The sequence below is a fragment of the Actinomadura sp. NPDC000929 genome (assembly GCF_040492065.1).
Classification (GTDB): domain Bacteria; phylum Actinomycetota; class Actinomycetes; order Streptosporangiales; family Streptosporangiaceae; genus Spirillospora; species Spirillospora verrucosospora.
The window spans coordinates 81,388-105,438 of the sequence record NZ_JBEUPA010000002.1; the positions used below are offsets into that span (position 1 = coordinate 81,388).

Consider the following 24,051-nt stretch of genomic DNA (forward strand, 5'->3'; position numbering starts at 1 on the left):
TGTTTAGCGTTTCGTGTTCCTCTATTTAAGGCAATGTCTGATTGCGGACCGCCGCCGCCCGTTTCCGCGCCGCCGTCCGCCCGCCCGCCGTCGAGCCGCCCACCGAATCGCCCAGCCACCGAGCCGCCAGCCATCGAGCCGCCCCACGCCACGCAGCGACAGCGGAGGTCCGGATGCGCAAGGAGACGCTGGAGAGCTTCGTCCTCGGGGACGTCCTCCGGTCACAGGCGCAGGTTCACCGAAGACAGACGTTCCTCAGATTCCGCGACGGGGAGATCAGCTACGGGGAGGTCGACGCCGCCGCCGACCGGCTGGCCCGCGCGTTCTCCACCGCCGGCGTCGCGCGCGGCGACCACGTCGGCGTGATGCTCCCCAACTGCGCCGACTTCGTCCACGTCATCTTCGCGCTGGCGCGGCTCGGCGCCGTCGCCGTGCCGATCAACATCGCCTACCGGGGCGAACTGCTGCGGCACGTCCTGGACGGCTCCGACTCCCGGTGGCTGATCGTCGACGGGCCCTACGCCGAGCGGCTCGTCGAGATCGCCGGCCGCCTGCCCCGGCTGGAACGGGTCGTCGTGCGGGGCGCCGCGGAGGCCGGGGTGCTGCTCGACCGGCTCGGCAAGCCCGCGCGGGACATGTCCGCCCTCCCGGCCGGCGGGTCCGGGCCGGTGGAGGTGAAGGTCGGCTTCGGCGACATGCAGGCGATCATGTACACGTCCGGTACGACCGGGCCGTCCAAGGGCGCCATGGTCCCGCACGCGCTCGCGCTGACCTGCGCCTACGACTCGCTGGACTTCCTGGACCGCTGGGGCAAGACCGTCTACTGCCCGCTGCCGCTCTTCCACGCCGCCGCGCTGTGGGACGGCATGCTCTCGGCCCTGCTCGGCGGCGGCTCCATCGCGATCGTCGAGCGGTTCAGCGCGTCCAGGTTCTGGGACGACGTGCGCCGCTTCGACGCGCAGGTGTGCATGAGCGTGTTCTCGATGATCCCGATCCTGCTGAACCGCCCGCCGACGTCCCGCGACCGCGACCACCGGCTGGAGACGTTCTACATGGGCAAGTCCAACCTGGACGAGCCCCTGCGGGAGCGGTTCGGCGTCCGGTCGGTGGAGACCTACACCAGCACCGAGGCGGGCATCGCGACCGGCAGCCCGTACGGGGAGTGGCGGCTCGGGTCGTGCGGGCAGGCGCACGAGGAACGGTTCCAGGTGGCGGTCGTGGACGAGTGCGACCGGGAGGTCGGGCCGGGGGAGCCGGGCGAGCTGGTCCTGCGCCCGAAGCAGCCTTTCGTCCTCACCACCGGCTACTACGGCGACTGGGAGGCGACGACCCGCTGCTTCCGCAACATGTGGTTCCACACGGGGGACCGGGTGTGGCGCGACGACGACGGGTATTTCTACTTCCTCGACCGGATGAAGGACGCCATCCGCAGGCGGGGGGAGAACATCTCGGCCTTCGACCTGGAGACCGAGATCAACCGGCATCCGGCGGTGCTGGAGTGCGCCGCGATCGGCGTGCCCTCGGAACTGGAGGACGAGGACATCAAGGTGTCGGTCGTGGTGCAACCGGACACCGGGCTCGCCCCGGAGGAGCTGGTGGCCTACTGCGAGGAGCGGCTGCCGCGCTCGATGGTGCCGCGCTACGTCGAGTTCATCGACGCGCTGCCGCGCACCCCGACCGACAAGGTCGCCAAGTACCGGCTGCGCGCGCAGGGCGACGGCGGGATCACCCCGACCACCTGGGACCGGGAGGCGAGCAACCCGTGAACTGGGACGACACGCCGGAGCAGGCCGCCTTCCGCGAGGAGGTCCGGGCCTTCGTCAGGGAGCGGTTCCCCGCCTCGTACCGTCCGGCGGGGGGCGAGGAGCAGAGCCTCGAACCCGAGGACGTCGCCGGCTACAACTGGCCGGTCGACCGGGTCGCCGAAGATCCCGAGCGGCGCGAGGGGGCGCGGGCCTGGGCGGCGGCGCTGGCCGAGCGCGGCTGGATCGCGCCGCACTGGCCGCGGGAGTACGGCGGCGCGGGGCTGTCGGCGCTGGAGGAGTTCGTCCTGCACGAGGAGATGATGCGGGCCCGGGTGCCGACCGTGAACGGCATCGGCGCGTTCCTGCTCGGCCCGACCCTGCTGGTCCACGGCACCGACGAGCAGAAGGCCGCCCACCTGCCGCCGATCGCGGCGGGCGAGGCGACCTGGGCGCAGGGCTTCTCCGAGCCGGAGTCCGGCTCCGACCTGGCCTCGCTGCGCACCCGCGCCGTCCGCGACGGCGACGAGTACGTCGTCGACGGCCAGAAGGTGTGGACGTCCCTCGGCCAGTACGCCGACTGGCTGTTCGTGCTCGTCCGCACCGACCCGTCCGCCGAGCGCCCCCACCGCGGCATCACGTTCCTGCTGGTCGAGGCGGACGCGCCCGGGGTGACGATCCGCCCCATCACCGACATCCGCGGGGCGGCGCCGTTCTGCGAGATCTTCTTCGAGGGCGTCCGGGTGCCGGTCGCGAACCGGGTCGGCGAGGAGAACCGCGGCTGGTACGTGGCGATGTCCGCGCTCGGCTTCGAGCGGGCCGGGATCGGCGCCACCATCAAGTACGAGCACGCCCTCGCCGATCTGGTGGCCTGCCTGAGGTCGCCGGAGGGGCGGCGGCACGCCCGGCACGGCCCCGCGCTGCGGCAGGAGATCGCGCGCCGGCGGACCGAGATCGCCGTCCTGTACAACCTGGCCCGCTACACCGTGTCGCGGCAGGCGGCGGGCGACGAGCCCGGCTTCGAGGCGTCCGTCAACCAGCTGTTCGGGGCCGAGCTGCACCAGCGGCTCGCGCGGACGGGCGCGCTGGCGTTCGGGCGGTCCGCCGCCCTGTGGGAGCGCGAGGGGGCGCCCCTGGACGCGGTGTTCACCCACATGCGCCGCGACTCGGTCGCGTCCACCTTCCTCGGCGGCACCACCGAGATCCAGCGCAACGTCATCGCCACCCGGGGCCTGAACCTGCCCCGCGGCTGACCACACACGGGAGGAGCGCACGCACATGCTCGACGAGAACGGCTACGAGACGATCGACCTGCGGATCGAGGAGCGGGTCGCCTGGCTGACGCTGAACCGGCCGGACAAGCTCAACGCGCTGACGCCCACCACGATGACGGAGCTGCGCGACATCTTCACCCGCGTGGACGACGACGAGGACGTCTGCGTCGTGGTGCTGCGCGGCGCGGGCGAGCGCGCGTTCTGCGCCGGCATGGACCTGTCCTGGTCGGAGAAGCTGACCCCGCGCGAGCGGATCGAGCAGGGCCGGCTCGGCGAGAAGACGTTCGCGATGATGGAGCGGCTGTCCGTCCCGGTGATCGCCGCCGTGCACGGGTACGCGGTCGGCGGCGGGCTGGAGCTGGCGCTCGCGGCCGACTTCATCATCGCCTCCGACGACGCCAAGATGGGGCTCGTCGAGATCACGCTGTCGGCGCGTCCCCCGTACCGCCCGAAGATGACCGAGGACGGCGACCCCGACCAGCCCGAGTTCGGCGGCTCGGCGCCCGGCTGGGGCGGCGTGAAGCGGCTGCCGGAGCGGATCGGCAAGGCCCGCGCCAAGGAGCTGCTGTTCACCGGCGCCCGCATCGGCGCCGACCGGGCGCTTCGGCTCGGCCTGGTCAACGACGTCTACCCGGCGGCGGAGTTCGACAGGCGGATCGGTGAGCTGGCCGAGCGGATCGCGGCGATGAACCGCTACAACCTGCGGCTCGTCAAGGAACTCGTCACCTACGGCTACGACTGGATCGAGCCCCACCCGAGCTAGGAGGACCCGTGCAGATCTACCGCATCGATCACGTCGCGCAGGTGACCCCCGACCTCGACCAGCAGGTCGCCCTGCTGGAGGGGCTGTTCGGGTTCCGGCGCGTCCGGAGCTGGGACAACCCGGCCGAGGGCGTGCGCGGCGCCCGGCTGGAGATCCCCGGGAGCCGCGGGCAGGCGTGGGAGGTCGTCGCGCCGGCCGGCGACGAGTCGTCCCTGCAGACCTGGCTGGACGAGCACAAGGGGCGCCCGGGCCTGCACCACGTCGGCGCGGAGGTGCCCGACCTGGAAGCCGTCCGCGCGGAACTCGAAGTGCGCGGCATCAAGCCGACCGACTGGGCGTGGGGACGCTGGCTGGAGGCGTCGCTGAGCCCGCCCGAGCACGGCACCGGCGTGCTGTGGCGGCTCCGCGGACCCGGCAGCCTCGACATGTGCGGCGACACCGCCGGCCCGGCCCCCGAGCCGCCCGGGCCGTCCGGGGCGGACGGCCCGTCGCTCGGCGTCGTGGCGCTCGACCACATCTGCCAGGCGTTCCACGACCGGGACGTCCTCGCCCGCTGGTACCGCGACCTCGCCGGGTTCGTGCAGGTCTGGCGGACGGCGGACGCGGAGCACCCCGACATGGCCGACCTCGTCCTGAACATCCCCGGCTCGACGATCTGCTGGGAAGTGATCATGCCGCGCGGGGAGGACTCGTTCATCGACCGCTTCCTGGAGCGCGGCGGCCCGGGCGCCCACCACGTCACCTTCGAGGTGGCCGACTGGGACGCGGCCCTGGCGGCCTGCGAGCACCACGACGTCCCCACCTTCGACGACGAGGAGGGCGTCACCGACGGCGCCGCCTGGAGGCACACGTTCGTCCACCCGAAGCACACCGGCGGCATCCTCGTCCAGCTGTTCTGGGAGGAGCGGCCGGGCGTGTGGGTCCGCTCGGACAAGGTGCCGCCGCCATGGACCTGAGCCTGACCGAGGACCAGGAGCTGATCGCCGCCACGGCCCGCGAACTCCTGGAGTCCAAGGCCGCCACGGCGGGCGCGCGGGCCCTCGGCGACGACCCGTCCGGCCACTCGGCGCCGCTCTGGAAGGAGATGGTCGAGCTCGGCTGGACGGGCCTGGCCTTCCCCGAGGAGCACGGCGGCGTGGGCGGCGACTTCCTGGACGTCTGCCTGCTGTTCGAGCAACTGGGGTACGCGCAGGTCCCGAGCCCGCTGCTGGCCTCGGTCGCGTGCTGCGGCATGCCGGTCGCGCGGTTCGGGACGTCCGCCCAGAAGGAGCGCTGGCTGAACGCCATCTCGGTCGGCCAGATCGTGACCGCCGCACCGCTCCCGTGGGACCGCCCAGGCGAAGGCCCGATCGCGTCGCGCTCCGACTCCGGGTACGTCCTGGACGGCACGGCCACGTTCGTGCCGTTCGCCGCGTCCGCCGAGCACATCCTGGTGGTGGCGCGACTGGACGGCGAACCGCGCGCCTTCTGGGTGGACACCGCGGACGTCACCCTGAAACCGCTCGGAACGATCGGTCACGACCGTCCCTGCCACGCCGAGCTGGAGGCCCTCTGGGTCCCCGGCGAAGCCGCCCTGGGCGCGGACGCGGCCACCGCGATCTCGCTGTTCGGCGCAGCCGCCACCTGCGCGGAGATGGTGGGCGCGGCCCAACGCGTCCTCGACATGACGGTCCAGTACGCCACGGAACGGGAGCAGTTCGGCCGCGCGGTCGGGTCGTTCCAGGCCGTCCAGCACCACTGCGCGAACATGGCCATCGACGTCCTGGGCTCCCGCTTCACCGCCTACGAGGCCATCTGGCTTCTCTCCGTGAACCGAGAAGCCGCACAGCAGGTGGCGATGGCCAAGGCCTGGGTGAGCGAGGCCTACGAACGCGTGTGCGCCCTGGGCCACCAGGTCCACGGCGCCATCGGCTTCACCCAGGAACACGACCTGCACCTGTTCTCCGAACACGCACTGGCCACGTCCCTGGCCTTCGGCGACGCCGACCTTCACCTGAGCAACCTGGCCGACGCCCTCGACCTACCCTGACGCCGATGCCCGGCCGGACCCCGGCCGGGCGTCAGCCCAACGCGACCTCTGCGAGCGGCTCCCACCGGTACAGGTGGCCGTCCCGAACCTGGGCGACCAGATGCGCGGAACCCACCCGCAGGGGCACCGGCTCGGGCTGCGCATGGAGAGCGTCGACGATCGGGGCGGCGGGCCCGTCGGCGTTGCTGTAGGCGACGGAGACATGCGGCGTCCAGCCGGGCTCACCGTCGAGCGGGTGCACCCCAACGGTCTCGGCAGCGGCCTGGCGCATCGCCTCCCGGACCGGGTCGAGCCCGCGCTCCGGACGGATGCCGAGCGCCACCCCTTCGCTGTGCACCCACAGCCGCCCGACCTCCGCCTCGACAGGCGCGAGCGCACCCAGCCGGCGACCGACGCCCGCGACAAGCGCCTCGACCTGCTCGCGAGGGATCTCGTCCTCGAACCCGACGATCTGCGTGGTCATGTGCACCCATTCGGCCGGTATGAGATCCAGCCCGTCCACCCCGGCGAGCATGTCCTGGTACCGACGAACCAGGTCCAGGACCCGAGGCTGCGCGTCCGGCAGGATGTGCCAGAGCAGCATCCGCCGCCCAGGCCGCATCCCCGGCAGCCACCACCAGTGGTCGGACATCCGTTCGGGCATCGAGTCCACAGCCCCTCCAAAGCGCTCAGCGCCAGCATGCCGGACCAGGCGCACAGGCAGGCGACCCCGGCCGCCGGCCCCCCGCCCGGCCTGGTCAGTCGGTGGGGGTCAGGTGCTCCCCGCCACGGCGAGTGGCGTCAGCGGCGGGGCGCGGCGGTCAGGCAGCTCGTGATCAGGTCGGTCAGCGCGCCGGTCGCTTCGGCGGCGGTCGTGCGCCCGTGGGTGAGTTCGGCGGCGATCGCCTCGGCGGCGCCCAGTGCGCCGGCGCAGCGCAGCCGGAGCGCCTGGGCGCCAAGGCCGGAGTGGGGGGCCAGCGCGTCGGCCATCAGGTCGATGTAGTCGTCGAGCAGTTCGTGCTGGACCGCTTCCATCTCCGGGCTGCCCTTCAACGCCGCCGAGACCGCGTTGAGTTCCGGCATGGCCGTGGCGCAGGTGAGGTAGGCCCGGCTCATCAGCCCCGCGACCTCGTATGCGCCAGGCCCTGCTTCCGTCAGTGCCTGCGTCAGCGCGGCCCGGTGTTGCTCGTCGAGCCGCCGGTAGAGCGCGATGAGAAGCCCCTGACGGGTGCCGAAGTGGTCGTACACGATCGGCCTGCTCACTTCGGCGGCCTCAGCCAGCGTGACCAGGGTCAGGCCGTCGGCCCCCCGGTCGCGGACGATCGCCGTCGCCGAGTCGAGCAGTTGCTCCCGCCTGGCCTGTTTGGACAGCCGGGTCGTTGGCGCCCTCATCGTCCTCCCTTGCGTCACGGCACCAGCTTAGGCTACAAAGTGTAGGCTACAAAATGTAGCTTAGGTGAGTGAGAGGACTCCGCAGATGAAGCAGCCGGTTTTGATCATGGGCGGATCGGGTCAGGCGGGTTCGGACACCGCTGCCGTCCTGCGGGAGTGGCATCCGGATCTGCCCCTGGCCATCGCGGGCCGCGACCTCGACCGCGCCCGGAAGGTCGCCGACGGACTCGGCAATGCCACCGCCGTCACCCTCGACCTTCAGCGTCCCGACCTCGGCCTCCCCGCCGAGCAGGACTTCTCCGCCGTGGTCGCAGCCGTGCGCGACTCCCGCCTGTACGGGCTCGGTTACGCCCAGGAGCGCGGCCTGCCCTACCTCAGCATCTCCAGCGGCCTGGTCGGCATCGCCCCGGAGGTCGTCGCCGGCGCCCAGCGGGCGAGTGCCGCTCCGGTGCTGCTGGCCAGTCACTATCTGGCCGGCCTCGTCGTCCTGGTGGCCCTGGACCTGGCCCGGGAGTTCGGGCGGCTCGACGCCGTCCGGATCGCGGCCGTCCTCGACGACCAGGACGCCGGCGGACCGGCGGCGCTCGACGACCTGGAGGGCCTGGCCGCCGTCACCTCCGCCGGACTGGTGCGGCGGGACGGGGCCTTCACCTGGGTCTCCGGGGCAGAGGCGGAGGTGGGTGTGCCCGGAATCGACGGTGTCGTGCTGCCCGGCCGGCGGATCGCCGTCCTCGACGTCCCGAGTCTCGCCCTGGCCACCGGGGCGGGTGACGTCCACTTCGACTTCGCCGTCGGCGCTTCGTCCGGCCGCAGACGCGGCGGGGCGGCTTCCACCGAGGTCCTCATCGACCTGGAGGGAACCGGCCCGTCCGGCGACCCTCTCCACACCCGCCGCCACCTCTTCCACCCCGCCGGCCAGCGCCCCCTCACGGCCCTCGGCATCGCCCTCGGCGTCGAGCGGCTCCTCGGCCTGCGCGGCGAACCCGCCGGCCCGGGCCTGCACACCCCCGAAGCCCTGCTCGACCCGGCCTTCACCGTCGAGCGGATGACGGCCATCGGAACCACTTTCGCCACCGTGTGACGCTTTGGGGGGAAGGACCGGGAGGCTTGCGTAGCGGGGGTTCGGGTGGGGCTGGATACACCCCCTGAGGGGTCTTTGTTCACCGGCCTTCGGGTGTGTAGGTCGATGGTGTGGAGGTGCCCGCTTTCCTAGCGTCGTGGGCATGAAGATGAGCTTCGTGAGCGGGCGCATTTCGCGGGTTCTGCTCGGTACCGCGCTGGTCGTGTCGGGGGCGGGATGCGCCGCGCGGTCCGGGGGGCATGCCGCGGCCGCGGCCGGGCGGTCGGACGCGGACGCCGGCGGCGGGCGAGGGACGGTGGTGTCGGTGACGCCGGTGGTTCGCATGTCGCGGGCACAGGTACGCGACTACCTGGGCGACGAGGGGTTGACGTCTCCGCCGCGCAGTGGGGTGAGCGGCTTCAAGGTCCTCTACCGCACCGTCTCGGCGACCGGGCGGCCCACGCTCGCCAGCGGTGTCGTGGTTCTGCCCAGCGACACCACCGGGACGTTGCGGGCCGTCAGCTTCACCCATGGAACCCACGCCGGCCGCAGCACCGCCGGTTCGGTCGCCGCGGACGGGCAGAGCAGGATCGCGGCGGTCTACTACGCCGCCGCCGGATACGCCGGGGTCGCCCCCGACTACCTCGGGCTCGGCGAGGGGCCCGGTGCGCATCCCTACCTGGACGCCGAGTCAGAGGCGTCCGCGTCGCTGGACATGCTCCGCGCCGCCCGCGACGTCGCCACCCGGCAGGGCAGAGGCTTGGAGCGGCGGGTGCTGGTCACCGGCTTCTCGCAAGGGGGTCAGGCCGCCATGGCGCTCGGACGCCAACTGCAACGCGGCGCCGACCCCTACCTGCGGCTGGGCGCCCTGGCCCCGGTCAGCGGCACCTACGACCTGCGACGCGCGCAGCTACCGGCCTCTCTTTCCGGCGACTCACTGGACCCGCGCGTGTCGGCGTTCAACCTCGCTTACGCCACGGTCGCCTGGAACCGGCTCCACCACCTGTACAAGGACCCCTCGGAGGTCTTCCAAGCGCCCTACGACACCACCGTGGAGCAGCTCTTCGACGGCAGCCACGATGAATCGGACATCTTCCCGCAGCTTCCCGCAAGCCCCGAGGAACTGGTGACCCCGCGCTACCTGCACTGGCTCAAGCAGCCTTCGGGGGCCCTGCTGCGGGCGATCCGCGCCGCTGACGGCACCTGCGACTGGGCTCCGGACGTCCCGATCCGGCTGTACGGCGCGTCCGGCGACGAGCAGGTCACCTACGGCAACACGCGCAACTGCGTCCGCGCCCTGCGCGCCCGCGGCACCCGGCCGCAGGTGGTCGACTACGGCACCGGCAGCGGCACCGACCACTTCGCCACCCTCCACCGCGCCCTGCCCGACACCCTCCACTGGTTCCGCGCGCTTCCGGCCTAGATCTGCCGGGAGAGAAGCAGTGAGGGCCCGGCGTGCGCCGGGCCCTCTGCTGTTCGGGAGCGGCCGCCGTGCGGCGGCCGCTCCCGGTTGGTGACCGCCGCCCGTGGTGCAGGAGTTCTCCTCAGGGAGGACGGTGCTCTGGGTCTACCAGGGAGGAACCATGCCGAAGACGACCTGGCCTCCATGGCTGATGTTCGCCAGGTCCGATGCCAGGCCGATGGTGGCGACACCCTCGTCGTGGACACTGACGTTGCTGTGGCCGAGGACCTCCGCGATGAAGATCCGGCCCCGCACGCCGACGTAGACCCGGCTGTTGCCGAAGGCCCTGCCGAGGTGGACCTGGCCTTCGTTGCGGACCTCGACGCGGACGCGGTCGGCGACCTCGCAGATGACGGCCTGGGCGTTGGCGACGTGGATCCGCGACGCTCCGGACAGCCGGCCGATGGCCGCCCGGCCTCCGTTGACGACGGTGACCCGCGTCTTCCGCCAGGTGGCGGAAAGGGCGCCGTCGCCGGACACCTCGCCGACGATGGCCAGGCCTCCGCTGACGCGCAGGTGGCTCTGGACGGAGACCTCGCCGATGATGGCCAGGCCGCCGCTGACATCGACGTAGGTGTTGTCGCGGATCTCCTCGATGAGAGCCCGGCCGCCTTCGACCAGGACGGTGGCGCAGCCGAGGACCTCGTCCACGGTGAGCCGGCCGCCCTCGCCGACCGTGGCGAGGGCCTGGTCGGAGATCTGGCCGATGGTGACCCGTCCGTGGGCGCTGACGCGGGCGGAGCAGCAGACCGCGTCGATGGTGGCCTGGCCGCCGCGGAAGACGGTGACGTGGCCCGAGTGGAGAACCTGGCCGATGGTGGCCCGGCCGCCGTCCAGGACGGCGACGGTGCCGCTGACGGCCCAGAGGTCCACCCTCTCTCCAGGGCGGACGACGATGCTGAATTGACTGAGATCCATTTCGATCCCTCGTGGTGTTGTTTGTTTTGCGCCCTGCTGATGCGAAGGCACTGGAGATGACGATATAGACCTCCAGGCCCCGCGACGGTGTCCGCCGGCGGGAATCCCGCGGCCGCCGGAGACGACGGCTCCCTGCCGGGCCCGCGTGCGGAGCACCCGGCGTAGGTTTGGCGGATGAGTGTGGCCTTTGCCGTTGTCGCGACGTTGGTCCTTACCTGGGTGCCGGCGTTGGTGTGGGGGCGGCGGCATCGGCGGCGGGGGGACCTCGGAGGGCCGGAGCGGCGGGCGACCTTCGAGACCCTGCACACCGCTTCGCGGGCCGCGCCGGCGTTCCGGGGCGGGTTGACGGAGCAGGGGGCGCAGAAGGCGGCCCGGCATCTGCGGGCGCTGCTCGGGTGCGAGGCGCTCGCCATCACCGACGGGGAGCGGCTGCTGGCCTGGGACGGGGAGCACGACCACCACGCGGTGGACGGGCCCGGGCACGCCGAGGCCACGCGGGGGAACGGGCGCACGCAGGTGCACGACGTGGAGTGCGACCGGCTCGACTGTCCGATCCGGAGGGTCGTGGTCGTGCCGCTCGCCACCGACGACCGGGTGGTCGGGACGCTGGCCGCCTACGGGGAGGACGTTCCGGCGGGGTTGATCCGCGCCGCCGAGGAGGTCGCGCAGTGGGTGGACGCCCAGCTCGAACTCGCGGAGCTGGACCATTCGCGGACGCTGCTGATGGAGGCGGAGATGCGGGCGCTGCGGGCGCAGATCTCGCCGCACTTCATCTACAACTCGCTGACGACGATCGCCTCGTTCGTCCGGTCCGATCCGGAGCGGGCGCGGGAGCTGCTGCTGGAGTTCGCCGGGTTCACGCGGTACTCGTTCCGGCGGCACGGCGACTTCACGACGCTGGCGGAGGAGCTGCGGTCGATCGACCGGTACCTGCTGCTCCAGCGGGCCCGGTTCGGCGAGGAGCTGCGGGTGACGCTGCGGATCGCGCCCGAGGTGCTGCCGGTGGCCGTGCCGTTCCTCTGCCTGCAGCCGCTCGTGGAGAACGCCGTCCGGCACGGGCTCCAGGACCGGTCCGAGCCCGGGCTGATCACGATCATCGCGGAGGACGCCGGGTCCGACTGCGTGATCAGTGTGGAGGACGACGGGATCGGGATGGATCCCGAGGACGTCCGCCGCCTGCTGTCGGGGGAGCGGCCCGAGCCGTCCGCCGACGACGCCGCGGGGATCGGGCTCGCCAACGTCGACGCGCGGCTGCGGCAGGTGTACGGGGATGAGTACGGCCTCGCGGTGGAGACCGGGCCGGGCGCCGGGACGAAGGTCACGGTGCGGGTGCCGAAGTACCGGCCCGGGGTCACGGCCTCTTGACGCCCGGTCGCTCCTTGACTGGAATGTGGCGGACGGCGTGGGAAGGGACGGTGCGGTGACCCTGCGTGTCCTGGCGGTGGACGATGAGGCGCCCGCGCTCGACGACCTCGTCCACCTGCTGCGCGCCGACCCGCGCATCGGCGAGATCGACACCGCCCGGGACGGGGCCGCCGCGCTCCGCAAGCTCGACCGGGCCCTCGCCGAGGGGCGTCCCGTCGCCGCGGTCTTCCTCGACATCCGGATGCCCGGCCTGGACGGCACCGTGCTCGGCCGCGTCCTCGCCCAGTTCGCCCGGGCCCCGCAGATCGTCTACGTCACGGCCTACGAGGAGCACGCCGTCGACGCGTTCGAGATCAAGGCGACCGACTACATCCTCAAGCCGGTGCGGCCGGAGCGGCTGGCCGTGGCGATCCGGCGGGTCACGGAGGCCGTCGGGGAGGACGAGGCCGCGCCGGGGCCGCCGGAGCCGGAGGCCATGCCGGTCGAGCTGGGCGGGGTGACCCGGTTCGTCACGCCGGGGGAGGTGCTGTACGTCGAGGCCCAGGGCGACTACGCGCGGCTCCACACCTCCGGCGGCAGCCATCTGGTGCGGATCCCGCTCGCCGCGCTGAGCGAGCGGTGGAGCGGCGCCGGGTTCGTCCGGGTGCACCGCAGCCATCTCGTGGCGCTGGCGGCCATCACGGAGCTGCGGCTCGACTCGGGGCGCTGCACGGTGGTCGTGGGCGGCGCCGAGCTGCCCGTCGCGCGGCGGCATGTGCGCGAGTTGCGGGACCTGCTCGTCCGCCGGGCGAGGCGGTCGCCCTGAGCGGGCCGGACGCGCGGGACGCCGCGCCCGGGCGGACGCTGGTCACCGGGCCGCGGACCCGGGCCGTCCGGCGGCCCCGGTACCCGGTGACGCGGGAGATCGACGAGCAGACCGGGCTCGGCGAGGCGTACATGCGGTCGCTGGTGCGCGCCCAGTGGCGGCTCGCGGCCCGGCTCTGCCTGGTCCTCGCGGTGGTGGTGCTCGGCCTTCCGCTGCTGTTCGCGCTCGTCCCCGCGGTGCGCGAGCAGGAGGTGCTCGGGCTGCCGCTGCCGTGGGTGCTGCTCGGCGGGCTGATCTACCCGTGGTTCGTCGCCTGCGGCTGGTGGTACGTCCGGCAGGCCGAGCGCAACGAGGACGACTTCGCCGACCTCGTCGACCGGGCCGACCGGCCGTGAGCGCCGCGTACGGCCTGGCGGGCGTGCTGCTGGTCGTCGTCGCGACCATGCTCGTCGGCGTGCTCGGGGTGCGGATCTCCCGCACCACGTCCGACTTCTACGTCGCGTCGCGGACGGTGACGCCGCTGCGCAACGCGTCCGCGATCGGCGGGGAGTACCTGTCGGCGGCGTCGTTCCTCGGCATCGCCGGTCTGATCCTCGCCTACGGCGCCGACATGCTGTGGCTGCCCGTCGGCTGGACGGGCGGGTACCTGGTGCTGCTCGTCCTGGTGTCGGCGCCGCTGCGCCGCTCCGGCGCCTACACGCTGCCGGACTTCGCCGAGGCGCGCCTGGAGTCCATGGCGGTGCGCCGCGCCGCGAGCGTGCTCGTGGTGCTGATCAGCTGGCTGTACCTGCTTCCGCAGTTCCAGAGCGCCGGGCTGGTGCTGCGCACGGTGACGGGCGCGCCGGTGTGGACGGGCGGCGTGCTCGTCGCGGTCGTCGTGGCGGCGAACGTCCTGGCCGGCGGGATGCGCAGCGTCACGATGGTGCAGGCGTTCCAGTACTGGCTGAAGCTGACCGCGCTCGCCGTGCCGCTGGTGTTCCTGCTGATGGCGTGGCGGTTCGACGGCGCGCCCGGCCTGTCGTCGGACGTTCCGCCGCGGTTCGGCGACCGCACGACCGTCGCGGTCGGCATGGCGGTCACCGTGGAGGTCACGGCGCCCGTCCAGGTGACCGTGGACGGGCGGGTGGACGGCCGCGCCTACTCCGGCTTCCCGCTCGCGCTGGGGCCCGGGCCGCACCGCTTCGACAAGGACACGTCCGTCACGTTCCCGGCGGGCGCCGACGTCCCGCACGTCAGCGGGCGCCCCGCGACCACCGGCCGGGAGTGGGCGCTGCCGCTGGACGGGCGCGACCACTCCCTCTACGCCACCTACTCGCTGATCATCGCCACGTTCCTCGGGACGATGGGGCTCCCGCACGTCCTCGTCCGCTTCTACACCAACCCGGACGGCCGCACCGCCCGCCGCACCACCGTCGTGGTGCTGACGCTTCTCGGCGCGTTCTACCTGCTGCCCGCCCTGTACGGGGTCCTCGGACGCCTCTACACCCCCGAGCTGCTGATGACCGGGCGCGCCGACGCCGTCGTCCTCACCCTGCCCGGACGGCTCGTCGGCGGCCTCGGCGGCGACCTGCTGGGGGCGCTGGTGACGGGCGGGGCGGTCGCGGCGTTCCTGTCGACGTCGTCCGGCATCACCGTGTCGGTGGCCGGGGTGCTCGCGCAGGACATCCTGCGCGGCGGCGTCCGCTCGTTCCGCGCCGGGACGCTGCTCGCGCTCGCCGTCCCGCTGGGGCTGGCGATCGCGGCCCGGTCCCTCGCCGTCGCGGACGTCGTCGGGCTGGCGTTCGCCGTCGCCGCGTCCACGTTCTGCCCGCTGCTCGTCCTCGGCGTCTGGTGGCGGCGGCTCACCGTGCCGGGCGCCCTCGCCGGGCTCGTCCTCGGCGGCGCGCTCGCGGGCAGCGCGGTGGTGGTGACGATCGCCGCCGGGCCGCCGGCCGGGCTGCTCGGCGCGCTGCTCGCCCAGCCCGCGGCCTGGACGGTCCCGATCGCGTTCACCGTCATGATCCTGGTGTCGCTGTGCACGCCCGGCCGGGTCCCGCGCGGCGTCGCGCGGATGATGGTGCGGCTGCACACCCCGGAGTCCCTCGACGTCGACCGGGGCACGTGGCGGCCCAAGCGGGTGTGACCGTTCGTCGCGCGAGAGCGACCGTTCGGCGACGGAGGCGGCCTTTGGCCGACGGTGAACGGCGGCTGGTCGCAGCCCTGCCCCCGACCCCTCGTCCGCCACCAGCAGGATCTTTACGGTTGCGCGTGACCGGCGTCACAACCGAGGAGGGGTGGGCGTGTCCGTCGACAAGAGCGCCCCCGGCACCGTCTATGAACGGTTCCAGGGCAGCACGGAGTTCCAGGAGCTCCGGCGAAGATTCCGCCGATTCGTGTTCCCGATGACCGCGGCGTTCCTCAGCTGGTACCTGCTGTACGTCGTCCTGTCGGGGTGGGCGCGCGACTTCATGGGCACCGAGCTGTTCGGGGCCGTCAACGTCGCCCTGGTGTTCGGGCTGCTGCAGTTCGTCTCCACCTTCCTCATCGCCTACCTCTACGCGCGGCACGCCGAGCGCCGCCTCGACCCCGTCGCCGACGGGATCCGCGCCCAGATCGAGGCCGAGTCCTCCCCGGCCGCGGAGGAGGCCAAGTGAGCAACGAGACCCTGTCGATCATCCTGTTCCTGGTCTTCGTGGCGGCCACCCTGGCGATCACCGTGTGGGCGAGCCGCAACACCCGCAACGCCACCGACTTCTACGCCGGCGGGCGGTCGTTCTCCGGCCTGCAGAACGGCATGGCGATCGGCGGCGACTACATGTCCGCCGCGTCGTTCCTCGGCATCGCCGGGCTGATCGCCCTGTACGGCTACGACGGGTTCCTGTACTCGATCGGGTTCCTCGTCGCGTGGCTGGTGGCGCTGCTGCTCGTCGCCGAGCTGCTGCGCAACTCCGGCCGGTTCACGATGGCGGACGTGCTGGCGTTCCGGATGAGCCCCCGCCCGGTCCGCACCGCCGCGGGCGTCTCCACCATCGTCGTGTCGATCTTCTACCTGCTGGCGCAGATGGTCGGCGCGGGCGCGCTGGTGTCGCTGCTGTTCGGCTTCACCAGCGACTTCGCCAAGGGCGCGACGATCGCGCTCGTCGGCGTGCTGATGATCGTGTACGTGGTGTTCGGCGGGATGAAGGGCACCACCTGGGTCCAGATCGTCAAGGCCGTGCTGCTGATGACGGGCGCCACCCTCATCACGCTGCTGGTGCTGGGCAAGTTCGGGTTCAACCTGTCCAGCCTGCTGAACGACGCCGCCGACCAGAGCGGCAAGGGCGGCGAGTTCCTGGAGCCGGGGCTGCGCTACGCGACCGAGAAGCAGGGCCTGGAAGGCAAGCTCGACCTGATCAGCCTCGGTCTCGCGCTCGTCCTCGGCACCGCCGGGCTGCCGCACATCCTGATCCGCTTCTACACCGTCCCGACCGCCCGCGACGCCCGCAAGTCGGTGCTGTGGGGCATCGGCATCATCGGCGTGTTCTACCTGCTCACCCTGGTCCTCGGCTTCGGCGCCGCCGCGCTCGTCGGGTCCAAGGAGATCGCCAAGGCCAACCCGGCCGGCAACACCGCCGCCCCGCAGCTCGCCCAGCGCATCGGCGAGATCGTCTTCGGGGACGCGGGCGGGACGATCCTGCTCGCGGTCATCGCGGCGGTCGCGTTCGCGACGATCCTCGCGGTCGTGGCGGGCCTCACGCTCGCCTCGTCCTCGTCGTTCTCCCACGACCTGTACGCCCACGTGTTCAAGAAGGGCAAGGCGTCGGAGCGGGACGAGGTCCGCGTCGCCCGCATCTCCGCGTTCGTGATCGGCGCCGTGGCGATCGTCCTCGGCATCTACGCCCAGCGCCTCAACGTGGCGTTCCTGGTCGCCCTCGCCTTCGCGGTCGCGGCGTCGGGGAACCTGCCCGCGATCCTGTACAGCCTGTTCTGGAAGCGGTTCAACACCACCGGCGCCGTCTCCGCCATCTACGGCGGCCTCGGCTCGGCCATCTTCCTGGTGGCGTTCTCGCCGGTCGTGTCGGGCTCGGAGAAGGCCCTGTTCACCGACTCCGACTTCAGCTGGTTCCCGCTGGAGAACCCCGGGATCATCTCCATCCCGTTCGGCTTCCTGTGCGGCTGGATCGGGACGCTGCTCAGCAAGGAGTTCAACGCGGCCAAGTACGCCGAGATCGAGGTCCGCTCCCTCACGGGCGCGGGCGCCGAGCCGGCGGGCGAGCACTGACCGACCCGAGCACCGACCGACCCGAGCACCGACCGACCACTGTGAGCCGCCGCGCGGGCGGGCGTCGCCCTCCCCCGCGCGGCCCGCGGCCCCGTCCCCTTCTGCCCCCGCGGGGACGGGGCCGCACCATGCCCGGCGTCAGGCCGGCGCCGTCTCGCGGGCCTTCCACGCACGCCCGATGGTCCGCATCAGCGCCGGGTACACGAGGGTGTACCGGAACGGCAGGATCGCGGCCATGTAGGCCTTCCCGAGCAGGCCGTTCGGCTTCACCAGGACGGCCATCTGGGCGCGGTGGCCGCCGGAGCCGTCCGGGACCCAGCTGAGGTGCATCACGCCGTGCACCGTCCGGTTGGCCATCTCGGCCGCCCACTCGTCCCCGGTCAGGTAGAGCGGCCGGAACGGCAGCGAGCGGGGGGCGGGACCCGCCGGGCGGCCGCGCAGATCGTCGGGCAGCCGCTCGCGGAGCGACCGCACCCGCCCGTCGAGCCCGGAGTCCTCCCCGTCCCAGCCGAGCAGCCGCCCGAGCCGCCAGCGGACGGCGAAGAGCACCCCGGCGACGCCGGGCAGGTGGTTCTCGCTGGAGGTCATCTGCTCCAGGAGCTTCGGGAAGTCGTCCGGGCCGCCGGCGGCGGGCAGGGCCCACACGTCCTCAAGCCGGAAGTCGGGCGCGATCTCGTGGATCCGCCAGGGACGGTCGGTGTGCGCGCTCGCCGGGAGCTTCATCGCCAGGCCACCTCCTCGGTCGGCGGACGCGCCGTCGCGCCCGCCTCGCCCTCAAATATACGCCACCGTATGAATCGTCCCCGGGAGGGGGAGGCGATAATGGGCCATGCCCGCCGTCATGCGCACCCCACGCGAGAGCTGGATCGAGCAGGGCCTGAAGGCCCTCGCCGCCGGCGGGCCCGACGCGGTCCGGGTCGAGGCCCTCGCCCAGGCGCTCGGCGTCACCAAGGGCGGCTTCTACGGCCACTTCCCCGACCGCAGGGCGCTGCTGGCCGCCATGCTCGACCACTGGGAGGCGCGGTCCGTCGACGACCTGCGCGACCGGGTCGACCGCGAGGGCGGCGACGCCCGCGCGAAGATCCGGCGGGCGGGCATGCTCACCCGGGCGGGCGACCTGCTGCACATCGACCTCGCCATGCGCGACTGGGCCCGCCGCGACCCGGACGTCGCCGAGCGCGTCCGCCGCGTGGACAACCAGCGCATGGACTACCTGCGCGAGCTGTTCGGCACCTTCTGCTCGGACCCCGACGAGGTCGAGGCCCGCAGCATGCTCGCGTTCTGCCTCCTGGTCGGCAGCCACTTCCTGGCCGCCGACCACGGCGCCCGCACCCGGAACGAGGTCGTCGAACGCGCCGGCGCCCTCCTGCTCGGCGACGCCTGACCCCTCACACCGGGGGAGACCAGAGCGGGTCGCGGCCCAGGAGGGCGGCGATGTTGTCGATCGTGGGGCGGGACGGGTCCTCGGCGAGCGGCGGGCGGTAGGCGCCGCCGGGCCCGTTGAGGGGGCTGCCGGGCGCGGTGTTGGCGCGGGCGAGAGGCAGCGCGGCCTCGGCGATCCAGGACGGGACGGCGGCCGTGGTGCGGAGCGCGCGTGCCAGGTCCCAGCGGTGGACCAGCATGTCGACCGCGTGGATGCCGAGCACCCATTCGGTGGACAGGGGGCCCAGCCGCGGCATGGTGACGGTCTCGCCCGCCCGTTCGAGCACGGCGAGGCAGCGGGCGGCGACCAGGGCGAAGTCGTCGCGCGGGTCGCCGGCCGGTTCGAGGGGCGGCAGCGCGGTCCGTGCGATGGCCTCGTGGCGCTCGTTCATGTGGCGGACCAGGTCGGTGACCGTCCATCCCTCGCAGGGGGTCGGGGCCTCCATCGCGGCGTCGGGGATCAGCGCCACGTCGTGACCCGTGAGGGCCACGGCCGTGGCGTCGAGGCTGAGCAGGTCGGTCATGCGGCGTCCCATCGTTGCCGAACGGTCGTTCGCCAAAACCATAGCGTACGTCCGTTCGCTATCCTGGCGGCATGTCTCCTCGTCACTCGGCGGCCGAAGCGGCCCGGACGCGCGAGCGGATCGTGGGCGCCGCCGTGCGGGACGCCTCGCGGTTGGGCCTGGAAGGTCTGACGGTCGGTTCGCTGGCGCAGCGGCTCGGCATGAGCAAGGCGGGCGTGGTCGGCCCGTTCGGGTCGCGCGAGCGGCTCCTCATGGCCGCGCTGGACCAGGCCTGCGAGGTCTTCCGCGCGGCGGTGACCGGCCCCCTGGAGGGCCTGCCGCCCGGGCCGGAGCGTCTCGGGCGGTTCATCGACGGGTGGGTCGGCTACCTGGCCGACTGCCCGTTCCCCGGGGGCTGCTTCATCACGGCCGCCACGTCCGAGCTGGACGGGCGGCCGGGGCCGCTGCGCGACCGGCTGCGCGAGATCGTCGCGGGCCACCGCCGGGCGCTGGCGGCCGAGGTCGCCGCCGCCCAGGCCGCGCTGCCGGGCCCGCACCGTCCCGCGCAGGAGGTCGCCACCACGCTGACGGGCCTGTCGATGGCGGCCAACCAGGAGATCCAGCTGCTGGACGACCCCGCGGCCGCCGCCCGCGCGCGGGCTGCCATGCGCCACGCGGCGGGGCTGCCCGCCTGAGCCCCGGTAGTCCGTAAACCGGTGGAACCGGGCGCGGGTTGCCGGGAAGGTGGGGGCGTGGGGTACGGAGAGATCGGGCGGCCGCGTGCGCCGGTCGTCGAGCTGGCCGACCGGCGGGCGCTGGAGCGGTGGCGGCCCGCCGACGCGGAGGTCGTCGAAGCGGCGCGGCGGCTGAAGGAGCGGGCGCTGCTCGAACTGGGGATGACGCACAGCGCCGTCGCGTCGTGGCTGTTCAGCAAGTGCCACCACCAGGTGCCGACCACGGCGGTGGACACGGCGGCCGTGGTCGCCTCCGGGGACGGCTCCTGCCTCCTCCTCTACAACCCCGAGTTCTTCGTGGGGATCGGGAGCGAGGGCGTGCGGTTCGTCCTGTTCCACGAGGCCCGGCACCTCGTCCAGCGGCACCTCTTCGCGGACGCCGACCTGCGGAGCGACCCGGTGTTCACGCTGGCGTGCGAGGTCACGATCAACCATGTCGCGATGGTCCGGCTCGGCGGCGGGCTGCCCGAGATCGGCGGCGAGCCCGTGGGCGTCTCGCCGCACGGCGTGTACGGGTCCTACGCCGAGGACCTGCGGGGGCAGGGCGTCGAGCCGCTCCCGTTCGAGGAGTGGGTCGAGACCGACATGAGCGTCTACCGGGAGCTCGGACGGATGCGGAACCCGCCGGGCGTCGGGCGGGCCGTCTGCATCCACGTGCTCGTCGACGCGCTCGACCAGGAGACCGCCGGACGGGTCGGGGACGACGTGCTGCGGAGCGTGCTCCTCGCGGCGCGGCGGGGCGACCGGGTGGCGCGCGACGAGCTGCTCGACCTCCTGCGGCGCACCGAGGGGGCCTCGGAGGGCGTCGACAAGATCTGGGGCGACCTCGGGGCGCACGCGCTCCGGGGCGTCACCTCGGCCACGCGGCGGGTGGAGTGGTGGCAGCGGTGGCTCATGGACGTGCTCGCCTCGAAGCTGGAGGAGGGGGAGCGGCTCGTCTACCCGAAGAAGCGCGGCGCGGTGCTGGCGGCGCTCGGGCACGAGCCGATGCTGGCGCGGCGCGGGCCGCAGCGGGTGAAGTCGCTGGTCATCGCGCTGGACACGTCCGGGTCGATGCCGGACGGCCTGGTGGAGTGGCTGGGCGAGCTGGTCGGCCGGATCGACGGGGCCGAGGTCGAGTGGGTCGCCTTCGACGCCTCGGTGAAGCCGTTCCGGCCCGGCGAGCCGCTCCGCGGCGGGGGCGGGACGGACTTCGACGCCGTCCGGCGGCACGCGGAGGGACGGGACGAGCCCGCCGACGCCGTCATCGTGGTGACCGACGGGTACGCCGACCCGATCCTCCCGGCGGACCCCGGGAAGTGGATCTGGCTGATCACCTCCGGGGGCGACGAGTGGCCGGAACGGCGCGGGATGGCGTGCCATCGGGTCCGCCAGGGGTGATCTTTCGGCTACGGTGACGGCTCATGGCCCCCCACCCCAGGACCCGCGCCCGGAACATCGCCCGCTGCACGGCCGGCCTGCTCCGGTTCGCGACGCCCGGCGAGATGGACGCGCTGCTCGGCCATCTCCCCAAGAGCCGCGTCGAGGTCGCGATGCAGAGCTACGGGAGGCCGAACCGGGTCGTCATCGAGGCGCTGCTGCGCCGCGGCCGGCCCAGCGACCTGGACCTGCTCGTCCAGCACGCGGTGCTCGCGGGCGACCCGCCCGAGCTGCTGGGACGGCTGCTCGACCTGGACGACCCCGAGGTCAACGCGACGCTGCTGACCGCCGAGAGCGCGCTCGGGCGCATCCCGCGGAACCTGCGCCGCCAGCTCGCCCACCAGACCTCCCGGCGTGACGGCGTGACGCCGCTGCCGCTGCCCGCCGAGGTGCGGCGGACCCTGCTGTCCACGCGGGGGCAGGAGCCCCTCGACCACGCGCTGCTGTGCGCGGCCGACCCGGACCTGGCCGGGGACGCGCTGCTCTACCTCGGCGCGGGCGCCGATCCGCACGGCGCCGTCCTGGCCTGCCGGACGCTGCTCGACGCGGGCCGGCGGCACGAGGTCCGGCAGCTCGTCGAGGACGGCCGGCTGCCCGCGTTCCGCTGGGGACCGGAGGACTCCGAGCCCAGCGTGCTGGCGTACGCGCAGGCGGCGCTGGCGAGCGCGGAGGGGGAGCGGCGGTTGCGGGAGCTCTCGGAGCGGGTGCGCCGGCCGGAGTTCCTCCGCTCGGTCGCCGAGATCGCCGACGTGGACGGCTGCGAGCCGTGGCGCGGCGCGCCGCTCGTCCGGACGGTGGTGAACCGCCGCCATCCCTGCGTCCCGCGCGTGGGCTGGGACGCGGTGCTGGCCGACGAGCCGCGCCGCAGGGCGGCGGAGGGGCCGTTCCCCCTGCGCGCGGCCCGGTTCGTGGCGAGGCGCACCGATGCCCCGCTCGACCTGGTCCGGATCGTCGTCGCCGACCATCCGGACCTGGCCGCCCTCCTGCCCGACCCCGCGCCCGAGGTGCTCGCCGACCTCGCCGGGACCGGGGCGGGCGCGGACGTCATCGTCAAGGTCGCCGGGAACGGCTTCGCCGCCGGGACGCTGACCGCCGAGTTCGTCGCCGCGACCCTTCCGGAGGCCGCGCTGCGGGCGGTCGCCGAGACGCTGTGGATTCCGGGGATGCGCGGCACGGCGCAGGTCAGGGCGCTGATCGGGCTGGACGGGGACGTCACCCTGGCGCCGGCGTTCGTCGACGAGACCGGCCACGGGCGGACGCGCCGCCTCCGCGAACCCGGCGTGCGCCGCCACTGGGACCCCGTGCTCGCCTACGGCGAGGCCGCGGGCCGGCTGTTCACGACGGGCCGGGACGTCACCGCCGACGCGGTGCTCGCGGCGGTGGACGTCGACGCCGTCCTCGCGGCTGTGGAGGTCGAGCCGCTCCTCGGCGAGGTCGAGGGCGTGCCCGATCCGCGGGTGCTGCGCCGCCTCGCCGAGCACGTCGACCGGCATCTCGGCGGCCGTCCCGAAGCGTGGATGGTGGCGCTGAAGCTGCTGGAGGACGGGTTCGTCGGCACGCTGCCCGAGCTGCTCGCGACCGCCGGCGCCGTCTCCGGCCCGGCCGTCACCAGTTGACGACCCGGTAGTCCTTCAGCAGGCAGCCGCTCGGCGGGTCGCCGTCGCGCTCGCCGCGCACGATCGGGTGGTAGATGCGGGCGGCGGCGTCGACGACGTCCAGCGGCGGGCGGAACCCGGCGGCGGTCCGGCGCGCCCGCGCGGGCTCGGGCTGCTGGTCGGTGAACCAGCCCGGGTCGACGCTGGTGACGTGCACGCCGTGCTCGGCCAGCTCGGACGCGGTCGTGCGCGTCAGCATGTTCAGCGCGGCCTTCGCCATGTTGGTGTGCGGATGCTCGGCGCCCTTGTACACGCGGTCGAACTGCCCCTCGACGGCCGAGACGTTCACCACGTACCGCCGCGGATGCCGCGAGAGCTCCAGGAGGGGACGCAGCCGCCCCAGCAGGACGAACGGCGCCGTGACGTTGATGAGCTGCACCTCCAGCAGCTCGACCGGGTCGACTTCGTGCACCAGCCGGGTCCAGGAGTTGACCGGGGACGGGTCGGGGAGCAGGCCCGCGACGTCGACCGCTCCGGCCGCCAGAGGGACGGGCAGCGCGGCGGGCGCGGGCAGCGCCGCGAGCTCCTCGCCCGCCAGCAGTTCGGCGTACGACTCCGGCGGATGCCGCAGCGTCTGCGCCGCGAGGTTCACGAGGATGTCGAGCGGCTCGCCGGTCTCGACGAGCGCGTCGCACCACCGCACGAGGGACGGGAGGTCCCGCAGGTCCATGCCGACGACCGTGAGGCGGTCGCGCCAGTCGTCCCGGTCGGCGACCTCGGCGAAGCGGCGGCGCGCGTCGGCGGGGAACCGGGTCAGGGCGGTCACGGCGGCGCCGTCCCGCAGCAGCTTCAGCACGAGCTCGAACCCGGCCTTGACCCGCCCGCCCGTGACGATGGCGCGGCGTCCCGCCAGGTCGGCCCGCGCGTTCCGGTGCCGCCGGTGCTCCCGCGCGCACGGCGGGCAGAGGCGGTGGTAGAACGCGTCCGCCTCCCGGAAGTGCGCCTTGCAGACGTAGCAGGCGCGCAGCCCGCCCGTCACCGTCCCGGACGGGACGGCCTCGCGCGGCGGTTCGGCGGGCGCGCCCTCGACGCGTCCCGCCGCGCCGGTGGCGGTCGCCGCGAGCATGCGCGCGTCGGCCGCCGCGCGCCGCCGCCGGGCCTCCGCCCGCTCGCGCTCCCGGGTCCGCCGCACGAACGCGCCCGCCGCCGCCCGCACCCGCGCCACGTCGGGGTCGCCGTCCGGCGCGTCCGCCAGTTCCGCCAGGACGCGCAGGCAGGTCCGCACATCGTCGTCGCGCATGCGCGCCATTAAAGACCCGCGGACTCCCGCCCCGCGACATCGCCCATCA

The 24,051-nt window shown here is 73.5% G+C and carries 23 protein-coding genes; 17 read left to right on the plus strand and 6 right to left on the minus strand.

Annotated elements, in window-relative coordinates:
- Nucleotides 1-173 precede the first annotated feature (173 nt).
- From ABWI04_RS01180 to ABWI04_RS01200, 5 genes are read left to right on the plus strand one after another with little or no spacing between them, the layout of a single operon-like run.
- Entirely contained in the window at nucleotides 174-1,766 is a 1,593-nt protein-coding gene (locus tag ABWI04_RS01180; RefSeq protein ID WP_345185098.1) for an AMP-binding protein, read from the plus strand.
- A complete protein-coding gene (locus tag ABWI04_RS01185) occupies nucleotides 1,763-2,995 on the plus strand; it encodes an acyl-CoA dehydrogenase family protein (protein ID WP_353831058.1) in 1,233 nt (410 codons plus the stop codon). The genes ABWI04_RS01180 and ABWI04_RS01185 overlap by 4 nt, the downstream gene beginning before the upstream one ends.
- Nucleotides 2,996-3,020: 25 nt before the next feature.
- Nucleotides 3,021-3,779: an enoyl-CoA hydratase/isomerase family protein gene (locus tag ABWI04_RS01190; RefSeq protein WP_353831059.1), complete on the plus strand. Its 759-nt coding sequence runs from the start codon at nucleotides 3,021-3,023 to the stop codon at nucleotides 3,777-3,779.
- Nucleotides 3,780-3,787: 8 nt separating this feature from the next.
- Nucleotides 3,788-4,735: a VOC family protein gene (locus ABWI04_RS01195; protein ID WP_353831060.1), complete on the plus strand. Its 948-nt coding sequence runs from the start codon at nucleotides 3,788-3,790 to the stop codon at nucleotides 4,733-4,735.
- Nucleotides 4,726-5,808, plus strand: a complete 1,083-nt coding sequence (locus tag ABWI04_RS01200) for an acyl-CoA dehydrogenase family protein (RefSeq protein WP_353831061.1) — start codon at nucleotides 4,726-4,728, stop codon at nucleotides 5,806-5,808. Before ABWI04_RS01195 ends, ABWI04_RS01200 begins: the two co-directional genes overlap by 10 nt.
- Nucleotides 5,809-5,839: 31 nt before the next feature.
- On the opposite strand, the gene ABWI04_RS01205 is transcribed toward ABWI04_RS01200, so the two are convergent.
- Together ABWI04_RS01205 and ABWI04_RS01210 are read right to left on the minus strand one after the other, a co-directional pair.
- Nucleotides 5,840-6,451, minus strand: a complete 612-nt coding sequence (locus ABWI04_RS01205) for a 2'-5' RNA ligase family protein (protein ID WP_345185161.1) — start codon at nucleotides 6,449-6,451, stop codon at nucleotides 5,840-5,842.
- 137 nt (nucleotides 6,452-6,588) lie between these two features.
- A complete protein-coding gene (locus tag ABWI04_RS01210) occupies nucleotides 6,589-7,179 on the minus strand; it encodes a TetR/AcrR family transcriptional regulator (protein ID WP_353831062.1) in 591 nt (196 codons plus the stop codon).
- A gap of 85 nt (nucleotides 7,180-7,264) precedes the next feature.
- Between ABWI04_RS01210 and ABWI04_RS01215 the strand changes: the two genes are divergently transcribed.
- Both ABWI04_RS01215 and ABWI04_RS01220 read left to right on the plus strand, forming a co-directional pair.
- Nucleotides 7,265-8,260: a hypothetical protein gene (locus ABWI04_RS01215; RefSeq protein WP_353831063.1), complete on the plus strand. Its 996-nt coding sequence runs from the start codon at nucleotides 7,265-7,267 to the stop codon at nucleotides 8,258-8,260.
- 142 nt (nucleotides 8,261-8,402) lie between these two features.
- Nucleotides 8,403-9,662: a hypothetical protein gene (locus tag ABWI04_RS01220; protein WP_353831064.1), complete on the plus strand. Its 1,260-nt coding sequence runs from the start codon at nucleotides 8,403-8,405 to the stop codon at nucleotides 9,660-9,662.
- 144 nt (nucleotides 9,663-9,806) lie between these two features.
- On the opposite strand, the gene ABWI04_RS01225 is transcribed toward ABWI04_RS01220, so the two are convergent.
- On the minus strand, nucleotides 9,807-10,619 hold the full coding sequence (locus tag ABWI04_RS01225; protein WP_353831065.1) for a hypothetical protein: 813 nt from the start codon (nucleotides 10,617-10,619) through the stop codon (nucleotides 9,807-9,809).
- Nucleotides 10,620-10,793: 174 nt separating this feature from the next.
- Between ABWI04_RS01225 and ABWI04_RS01230 the strand changes: the two genes are divergently transcribed.
- From ABWI04_RS01230 to ABWI04_RS01255, 6 genes are all read left to right on the plus strand, one after another.
- Nucleotides 10,794-11,984: a histidine kinase gene (locus tag ABWI04_RS01230; RefSeq protein WP_345185074.1), complete on the plus strand. Its 1,191-nt coding sequence runs from the start codon at nucleotides 10,794-10,796 to the stop codon at nucleotides 11,982-11,984.
- Nucleotides 11,985-12,039: 55 nt separating this feature from the next.
- A complete protein-coding gene (locus ABWI04_RS01235) occupies nucleotides 12,040-12,789 on the plus strand; it encodes a LytR/AlgR family response regulator transcription factor (RefSeq protein ID WP_345185071.1) in 750 nt (249 codons plus the stop codon).
- A gap of 86 nt (nucleotides 12,790-12,875) precedes the next feature.
- Nucleotides 12,876-13,184: a DUF485 domain-containing protein gene (locus tag ABWI04_RS01240; protein WP_329096165.1), complete on the plus strand. Its 309-nt coding sequence runs from the start codon at nucleotides 12,876-12,878 to the stop codon at nucleotides 13,182-13,184.
- Entirely contained in the window at nucleotides 13,181-14,911 is a 1,731-nt protein-coding gene (locus ABWI04_RS01245) for a sodium/solute symporter (RefSeq protein ID WP_353831066.1), read from the plus strand. Before ABWI04_RS01240 ends, ABWI04_RS01245 begins: the two co-directional genes overlap by 4 nt.
- 151 nt (nucleotides 14,912-15,062) lie before the next feature.
- The gene (locus ABWI04_RS01250) at nucleotides 15,063-15,422 is read left to right on the plus strand and encodes a DUF485 domain-containing protein (protein WP_378190867.1); all 360 of its coding nucleotides are present in this window, start codon (nucleotides 15,063-15,065) and stop codon (nucleotides 15,420-15,422) included.
- Entirely contained in the window at nucleotides 15,419-17,029 is a 1,611-nt protein-coding gene (locus ABWI04_RS01255; protein WP_345185061.1) for a monocarboxylic acid transporter, read from the plus strand. The genes ABWI04_RS01250 and ABWI04_RS01255 overlap by 4 nt, the downstream gene beginning before the upstream one ends.
- Before the next feature lie 138 nt (nucleotides 17,030-17,167).
- On the opposite strand, the gene ABWI04_RS01260 is transcribed toward ABWI04_RS01255, so the two are convergent.
- Nucleotides 17,168-17,752: a DUF2867 domain-containing protein gene (locus ABWI04_RS01260; protein WP_345185059.1), complete on the minus strand. Its 585-nt coding sequence runs from the start codon at nucleotides 17,750-17,752 to the stop codon at nucleotides 17,168-17,170.
- Nucleotides 17,753-17,870: 118 nt separating this feature from the next.
- Between ABWI04_RS01260 and ABWI04_RS01265 the strand changes: the two genes are divergently transcribed.
- Nucleotides 17,871-18,413 (plus strand): TetR/AcrR family transcriptional regulator, encoded by a 543-nt coding sequence (locus ABWI04_RS01265; RefSeq protein ID WP_345185056.1) that lies wholly within the window; start codon nucleotides 17,871-17,873, stop codon nucleotides 18,411-18,413.
- A 4-nt stretch (nucleotides 18,414-18,417) separates the two neighbouring features.
- On the opposite strand, the gene ABWI04_RS01270 is transcribed toward ABWI04_RS01265, so the two are convergent.
- Nucleotides 18,418-18,975 carry a maleylpyruvate isomerase family mycothiol-dependent enzyme gene (locus tag ABWI04_RS01270; RefSeq protein ID WP_353831067.1) on the minus strand — a complete coding sequence of 186 codons (558 nt, stop codon included), beginning with the start codon at nucleotides 18,973-18,975 and terminating at the stop codon, nucleotides 18,418-18,420.
- Nucleotides 18,976-19,046: 71 nt separating this feature from the next.
- Between ABWI04_RS01270 and ABWI04_RS01275 the strand changes: the two genes are divergently transcribed.
- From ABWI04_RS01275 to ABWI04_RS01285, 3 genes are read left to right on the plus strand one after another with little or no spacing between them, the layout of a single operon-like run.
- The gene (locus tag ABWI04_RS01275; RefSeq protein WP_345185051.1) at nucleotides 19,047-19,649 is read left to right on the plus strand and encodes a TetR/AcrR family transcriptional regulator; all 603 of its coding nucleotides are present in this window, start codon (nucleotides 19,047-19,049) and stop codon (nucleotides 19,647-19,649) included.
- A 57-nt stretch (nucleotides 19,650-19,706) separates the two neighbouring features.
- A complete protein-coding gene (locus tag ABWI04_RS01280) occupies nucleotides 19,707-21,068 on the plus strand; it encodes a vWA domain-containing protein (protein ID WP_353831068.1) in 1,362 nt (453 codons plus the stop codon).
- 23 nt (nucleotides 21,069-21,091) lie between these two features.
- Nucleotides 21,092-22,723, plus strand: coding sequence for a hypothetical protein (locus ABWI04_RS01285; protein ID WP_353831069.1), 1,632 nt, complete (start codon nucleotides 21,092-21,094; stop codon nucleotides 22,721-22,723).
- Here the strand turns inward: ABWI04_RS01285 and ABWI04_RS01290 are convergent.
- On the minus strand, nucleotides 22,713-24,002 hold the full coding sequence (locus tag ABWI04_RS01290) for an SDR family NAD(P)-dependent oxidoreductase (protein WP_353831070.1): 1,290 nt from the start codon (nucleotides 24,000-24,002) through the stop codon (nucleotides 22,713-22,715). The genes ABWI04_RS01285 and ABWI04_RS01290 overlap by 11 nt on opposite strands.
- Between the last annotated feature and the right edge of the window lie 49 nt (nucleotides 24,003-24,051).